The organism is Streptococcus sp. SM3 (assembly GCF_027497875.1).
The window spans coordinates 1-7,293 of sequence record NZ_JAJNSA010000118.1 but is presented as its reverse complement, the minus strand read 5'-3'; the positions used below and the strand labels follow the sequence as shown (position 1 = coordinate 7,293).

Below are 7,293 nucleotides of genomic sequence, written 5' to 3'. Positions count from 1 at the left end.
CCAAGGCTTGACCGACTTCTTATCTGGCCGTAGCCAATTGGACCAAATCTTGTATGCGACTGATTTTCCAAACTTGGATATCATCGAGTCTGGACAGGTAGCACCAAACCCAACAGGTCTCTTGCAAAGCAAGAACTTCACTGTGATGATGGATGCCCTGCGTGAGCATTTTGACTACATCATTGTTGATACGCCTCCAATCGGGGTCGTGATCGATGCGGCTATTATCGCCCAACGCTGTGATGGAACTGTCTTGATCACAGAATCTGGTGCCAATGGACGCAAGGCTGTCCAAAAAGCCAAGGACCAATTAGAACAAACAGGCACACCTTTCTTGGGAGTAGTGCTCAATAAATTTAACATTAAAGCTGCTGAGTATGGTTCATATGGTGGATATGGATCTTACGGAGAGTATGGGAAAAAGTAAAGAATAGGATTGAGGGAAAATGGGAGAAGAAAGAATTGAACTGGAAAAACTAAATATTGTTCTCTTTCAAAGTTTAGCTGTCCTATTTTCAGCTTACATTGTGAGTCTTTTTAAGGATGCAGAATACACGTCGCAGACAATTGCTATTCTCTATCTCTTGCATTTTGTATCCTTTTACATTAGCAATATTGCTTATCGCTTTTATAGCAGGGGTTACCTGGATGAGCTCTTTCAGGTCTTGAAATACAATGTATTTTTCGCTGTTGGGATCACTTTTACCTCTTTTATGCTCGATGGGGTCTTTTCCATCTCTCGTCGGGGGATGATTTACTTCTTTCTTTTCAATACGTTTTCCGTCTATATCATGGATCTCTTGCTCAAGAGATACCGGAAGTCTGTTTCGCCGCGGCGGAAGAGTTCGCGAAAGATTTTCTTGATCACAGCGACCAGTCGGATGGAAAAGGTATTTGATATTCTGCATTCGCCTAGCCTTTATCATGGGGAACTGATCGGTGTCACCGTCATGGACGATACGGATTTTACTCACTCAGGCGTAAGGGTGGTGCAGCCGGATCAAATGATGAACTTTGTGACCAAGGAAGTGGTAGATGAAGTGTTTATTAATCTGCCAAGTGAGGACTACAATATTAGTGACTTCGTCTCGGAGTTTGAGAGTATGGGGATCGATGTATCGGTTAATCTCAATGCCTTTAACTTCGCTTCCTTAGGCAATAAACGGGTTCGAGAAGTCGGGGGATTAAGTGTCGTCACTTTCTCAACCAATTTCTACAAGCCGAGTCACGTCTTTGCTAAACGTCTTTTGGACATTGCGGGAGCCCTCTTTGGTCTCTTGATTTGTGGACTAGTGAGTATCGTTTTGGTCCCTCTAATCCGCAAAGATGGCGGACCTGCCTTCTTTGTACAGAAGCGGGTCGGAAAGAACGGACGGTATTTTAACTTCTATAAATTCCGCTCCATGCGCGTGGATGCCGAAGAGATTAAAAAAGATCTGATGGCGCAAAACACCATGACAGGTGGGATGTTTAAGATGGAAAATGATCCACGGGTAACACCAATCGGACGCTTTATCCGTAAGACCAGTCTTGATGAATTGCCACAATTTTACAATGTTCTGATCGGTGATATGAGTTTGGTCGGGACTCGTCCTCCAACGGTAGACGAATACCAAGACTATACGCCAGCCCAAAAATGCCGACTCAGTTTCAAGCCAGGGATTACAGGCCTTTGGCAAGTGAGCGGACGCAGTGAGATTACAGATTTTGACGAAGTGGTCAAACTCGACGTTGCGTACATGGATGGTTGGACGATCTGGAGAGATATTCAGATCCTGCTCAAGACCGTGAAGGTTGTACTTAGAAAAGAAGGAGCGAAGTAGGAAAATACCTACTTCGTCCTTTCCATGTTAGGAGAAAAATGACACAATCAATTTATATCGTTGGTTCCAAAGGTATTCCAGCAAAATATGGTGGTTTTGAAACCTTTGTTGAGAAGTTGACAGAATTCCAACAAGACAAAAATATCCAGTATTATGTGGCTTGTATGCGGGAGAATTCAGAAAAATCAGAAATTACTGCAGATACTTTCGAGCATAACGGTGCTATTTGTTATAACATTGATGTCCCTAATATCGGTCCTGCGCGTGCCATTGCTTATGATATCGCAGCTCTCAATAAGGCGATTGAAATCGCAAAAGAAAACAAGGATCAGGCACCGATTTTCTATGTCTTGGCTTGCCGGATTGGTCCCTTTATTTCAGGGATTAAAAAGAAAGTCAAGGCTATCGGAGGAACTCTGATGGTCAATCCAGATGGTCATGAGTGGCTTCGTGCGAAGTGGAGCCTTCCAGTCCGTAAGTATTGGAAATTTTCTGAGCAACTTATGGTTAAACATGCGGATCTTTTAATCTGTGATAGCAAGAACATCGAAGCCTATATCCAGAAGGACTATGCTAAGTATCAACCTAAGACCACCTATATCGCCTATGGAACCGATACAAGTAAGTCTATCTTGAACAAAGAGGACGAGAAAGTACGGGCTTGGTTTGCGGATAAGCAAGTCTCCGAAGGGAATTACTACCTTGTCGTAGGTCGCTTTGTACCCGAAAACAACTATGAGGCCATGATTCGTGGCTTTATGCAGTCAAACTCCCAAAAAGATTTTGTTCTGATTACCAATGTAGAACAAAACAAGTTCTATGAACAGTTACGTAAGGATACAGGATTTGATCAAGATCCTCGAGTGAAGTTTGTCGGGACGGTCTACGATCAAGAATTGCTTAAATACATTCGTGAGAATGCTTTTGCTTATTTCCATGGTCATGAAGTAGGTGGTACCAATCCATCCCTTCTTGAGGCTCTTGAGTCTACTAAGCTCAATCTCTTGTTGGATGTTGGTTTTAACCGTGAAGTCGGTGAAGATGGGGCACTTTATTGGAAGAAAGATCAATTGGCACATGTCATCGATCAAGCTGAACAATTAGACGCTCAAGCAATCGAAGATCTCAATCAGAAATCAAGTCAACGGATTGCTGAAGCCTTTACTTGGGAAAAGATTGTCACAGACTACGAGAAAGTATTTAAAGGTTAGAAATGCAGAAAATATTATATCTCCATGCTGGTGCCGAAATGTATGGTGCTGACAAGGTTTTGCTGGAGCTTATTAAGGGTTTGGATAAAGATGCTTTTGAAGCACATGTTATTTTACCCAACGACGGTGTATTAGTGGGTGCTTTAGAAGAGGTCGGTGCAAAGGTTAAAGTTATTGATTACCCAATTTTGCGCCGGAAATATTTTAATCCAAAAGGGATTCTTGAGTACTTTGGCTCCTATAACCGTTACTCCAAACAAATTGCTAAATATGCTAAAGAGAATGGGATTACTCTCGTTCACAACAATACAACTGCGGTACTTGAGGGAATTTATCTCAAACGGAAGTTGAAACTTCCTTTGATTTGGCATGTCCATGAAATTATCGTCAAACCAAAAGCAATTTCTGATTTCATCAACTTTTTGATGGGGCGTTATGCTGATACGATTGTGACAGTTTCAAATGCTGTAGCAAACCATGTTAAGCAGTCTCGCTATGTGAAAGACGACCAGGTTCAAGTCATTTATAATGGTGTTGACAATGCTGTCTATCAGGTGATGGCTGCTAGCGCTGTTCGTGACCAATTTGGGATCGCACAAGACGCGCTTGTTATCGGTATGGTTGGTCGAGTGAATGCCTGGAAAGGGCAAGGGGACTTCCTAGAAGCTGTTACTCCAATCTTACAGGCCAATCTAAAAGCGGTAGCCTTTTTAGCAGGTAGTGCATTTGAGGGGGAAGAGTGGCGCGTGGATGAACTGGAAAAAGCAATCTCAGGCTCACCGGTAGCTGGTCAAATCAAGCGTATTGACTATTATAGCAAGACGACAGAACTCTATAATATGTTTGATATCTTTGTCTTGCCAAGTACCAATCCAGATCCTCTCCCAACAGTCGTCCTCGAAGCCATGGCTTGTGGAAAACCTGTAGTGGGTTATCGTCATGGTGGTGTCTGTGAAATGGTTAAAGAGGGTGAAAACGGTCTCTTAGCCACTCCAAATCAGCCTGCAGAATTGTCGAAGGCTATTCAAGATTTAGCCGAGAACACTGAGAAGAGAGAGCAATTTGGCAAGGCATCAGTCAAACGTCAAAAAGAACTCTTCTCCTTACAAAGTTATATTCGGAATTTTTCGGAGCTATATAAGAAATATTAAGATGAATACTGAAACAATTAAGAATAAATTAAAACCAATCGTTTATCCAATTATTAATTTTATTCCTCGGCGAAGACTCAAGAATAAGAATTTTACGATTATTTGTGATAATTGTTGGGCAGGAAAAGTTTATCAAGAATTGGGCTTGCCTTACCAAACTCCATTTGTAGGGATGTTTATCTTTTCACCTGATTACATTAAGATGCTTAAGAATTTAAAACATTATTTGAGTGGAGATATCCCCTTAAAATTTGTTAAGGAATCAAAATATATCAAAGACTTTGATAATGCCTACCCTCTAGCACTTCTTGATGATATTGAACTTCATTTTTTGCATTATGCAGATGAAAAAGAAGCTTCTCAGAAATGGCAACGCCGTTTGGAAAGAATTCATTGGAATAATTTATATTTCAAGTTCAATGATAATGATGCTTGCACTTATGAGTTGATGAAAGAGTTTGAAGAGCTTCCATACAAAGGTAAGGTTATCTTCTCTTCGAAGAATTATAGTGGCTTACCTTCCTTAGTTCATTTTAAATCAGCTGAAAAGCAAGGACACGTTGGCATTGATTTGAAAACGTACCACCGCTATTTTAATGTTGTAACTTGGTTGAATAAGGGTGGAGAGGATCTAACATAGACTATACATTAGGAAATATAATTATGAAACCACTTTTAACTGTCGTTATTCCAGTTTATAATGTCGAAAAGTATTTAGACCGTTGTCTTAAGAGTATCCTGATTCAAGAGTGGAAAAACTATGACATCATACTTGTGGATGACGGAAGTACTGATCGTTCGCCTCAAATTTGTGATGACTATGTGAAAGCGTATGACTTTATATCAGTTATTCATAAGGAGAATGGCGGGCTTTCGGAAGCTCGGAATACGGGTATTTCTCAGGCCAAAGGAGAATATGTTTATTTCCCAGATTCAGATGATTGGATTGAGCCAGATACCTTTATAGCCTTGGCAGAAGCGCTAGAATCTCAAAAATTTGATATTATTTCTTTTAATCGTGAGTTTGTCAAGGGTGAAGAAGATATGATTATTTCAGATCCAGTAGAGACTCAAGTCTTTGAAGGTAAAGATGCTTTTGTGCAAATGCTGAAGCATAGTTATATTACTGGTTTCGCTAATGACAAAATCTATCGAAAATCCTTATTCACTGATCATAACGTTCAGTTTCCAATTGGTAAATACTATGAGGATCTTGGAACCAATTACAAGCTTTTTCTTTCAGCAAAGAAGGTTTATGCGACAAATCAGAAGTACTATCACTACTTAATCGATAACCCGGATTCCATTACACAGTCTTGGAATGAGAAGAAGTTTAGAGATATGTTTGGGTTCTACAAAGAAGTTTTTTATTCTGATTTTGTTCGTTTTCAATTGAACCAAGAGGAGTTACACATCTCACAGCTTTATTATGTAAATGGTTTGACTCACATACTAGCCAGTTTATATAAAGCTAAATTGCATAAACATTATAGTGAGATTACAGGTGAAGTGAAACAGGAATTAGAAAATAATAAAATAACGTATAGTGAAGTGAAATCTATTCCAAATAGAATCAAATATTTGTTGTACCGATTGCATTTATTGAAGCTGGCTTTCGCTATACAAGGGATGAAGTGAGAGAATTTTAGGGGATTATGTTGAAGTATTCAGTCATTATACCGGTATACAATGTAGAGAATTATCTTCCTCGTTGTATAGATAGTCTACTTGCTCAAAATTATGCGGATTTGGAAATTTTGTTGATTGATAATGGCTCCGAAGATCAGAGCGGTCAAATCTGTGAGGATTATGCGAATCAGTTTGCAAATATCGCAGCCTATCATATTCCAAATAAGGGTGTCGGTTCAGCCCGTAATTTTGGTTTAACCAAATCAAAAGGCGAGTTCATTTATTTTGTGGATGCGGATGACTATCTTGTGGGAAATCTATTTTCAGATGTGGAAAGTCAATTAGATTCCCAATTAGACTTATTGGTGTTTAGTTACTATAATTCGATTGAAAAGAACTTATCAGAAATAACTCGATCGGCAAAAATACTTCCTGCTGAAGGGAAAAAAGACAAAAGTGATTTTATTGGGCTTTTTCAAGAATTATGGTTAACAGACATGATGTATACTGTTTGGAATAAAATTTACCGTAGAGAATTTCTGGAGGAGCATCAAATTGTCTTTGAATCCTATGATTTAGGAGAAGATGTTCGTTTCAATCTAAATGTATTTGAATGTGTTCATACAGTTTCCTTTTCACAAACTTGTTATTATGTTTATGTCTCGGGTAGAACAGGTTCTGCGATGGGACAGTATAATCCTAATCGAATGAACTATCAATTGGAAGAACTAGGAAAAGTTGATCAGTTGATGACAAGCTGGAATATCCATGATGATCAATTTATAGATCAAATAAAGGCGCGTATCCTGATGAGTAATATTCAGAACATATCAAAGCAAAAGATGTCTCTTTCTAAAAAACGATACTATGTTGAGGTGTTGTGTAGAAATCAAGAGATGATTGCCTTGCTAAAAAAAGCTACTTCTCCGCTTCGCCCTCTAGTTAGACGGTTATTACATTTCAAAATGTATCTAACAGTAATTTTTTAAAAAAACTGCAAGCCTTGATAAAATAGGGATAGTCGCTATTTAGTTGTGAGAGGTTTTTATAGATACCCGTAATAAGACTTTATGATCATGATGGAAAGGTTTGGATGACTGTTGTGATGAACAATCGTTTTATCTCAGAAAAAATTTATTTATTCACCTTGTTTATATGGGTTGTTGTCGCTTCGTTAGCCACAACTACTTATTTTGTTCGATTAGATAGTTTTCTATCGCTTTATCGTTTGCTCTTGTACTTTACAATTATTGTGCTGTTGATAAAGGAGTTGATGAACTTTCCGAAAACGCTCTATTACTTTAGATTTCATTGGCAACAATTATTAATAGTAACGGCATTTTTTATTGCTATGCTTCTAGTTGCAAAAAATCGCGATGGATTGTTAGATATAAATGTGTTGCTTCTTGTTTTTTCTGCTAGAGATATAGATTTTAGGAAATTATTAGGGACTTTTTCTATAGCGACATTCCTGGTACT

The 7,293-nt window shown here is 38.8% G+C and carries 7 protein-coding genes and 1 pseudogene; all 8 read left to right on the top strand.

Annotated elements, in window-relative coordinates; genetic code table 11:
- The coding region (locus PAN06_RS12330; protein ID WP_269796459.1) for a polysaccharide biosynthesis tyrosine autokinase at positions 1–427 on the top strand (427 nt) is incomplete at its 5' end.
- A gap of 19 nt (positions 428–446) precedes the next feature.
- A complete protein-coding gene (locus tag PAN06_RS12325; protein WP_049472725.1) occupies positions 447–1,823 on the top strand; it encodes a sugar transferase in 1,377 nt (458 codons plus the stop codon).
- A 38-nt stretch (positions 1,824–1,861) separates the two neighbouring features.
- Positions 1,862–3,034, top strand: a complete 1,173-nt coding sequence (locus PAN06_RS12320) for a glycosyltransferase family 1 protein (protein ID WP_269796458.1) — start codon at positions 1,862–1,864, stop codon at positions 3,032–3,034.
- A gap of 2 nt (positions 3,035–3,036) precedes the next feature.
- Positions 3,037–4,185 (top strand): glycosyltransferase family 4 protein, encoded by a 1,149-nt coding sequence (locus PAN06_RS12315; protein ID WP_269796457.1) that lies wholly within the window; start codon positions 3,037–3,039, stop codon positions 4,183–4,185.
- Position 4,186: 1 nt separating this feature from the next.
- Complete coding sequence (locus PAN06_RS12310; protein ID WP_269796456.1) at positions 4,187–4,825, top strand: DUF1919 domain-containing protein; 639 nt, start codon at positions 4,187–4,189, stop codon at positions 4,823–4,825.
- 23 nt (positions 4,826–4,848) lie between these two features.
- Positions 4,849–5,823, top strand: coding sequence for a glycosyltransferase (locus PAN06_RS12305; RefSeq protein WP_269796455.1), 975 nt, complete (start codon positions 4,849–4,851; stop codon positions 5,821–5,823).
- 17 nt (positions 5,824–5,840) lie between these two features.
- Positions 5,841–6,803, top strand: a complete 963-nt coding sequence (locus PAN06_RS12300) for a glycosyltransferase (RefSeq protein ID WP_269796454.1) — start codon at positions 5,841–5,843, stop codon at positions 6,801–6,803.
- Positions 6,804–6,907: 104 nt separating this feature from the next.
- Positions 6,908–7,293: pseudogene (locus tag PAN06_RS12295) on the top strand (polymerase); the annotation flags it as partial.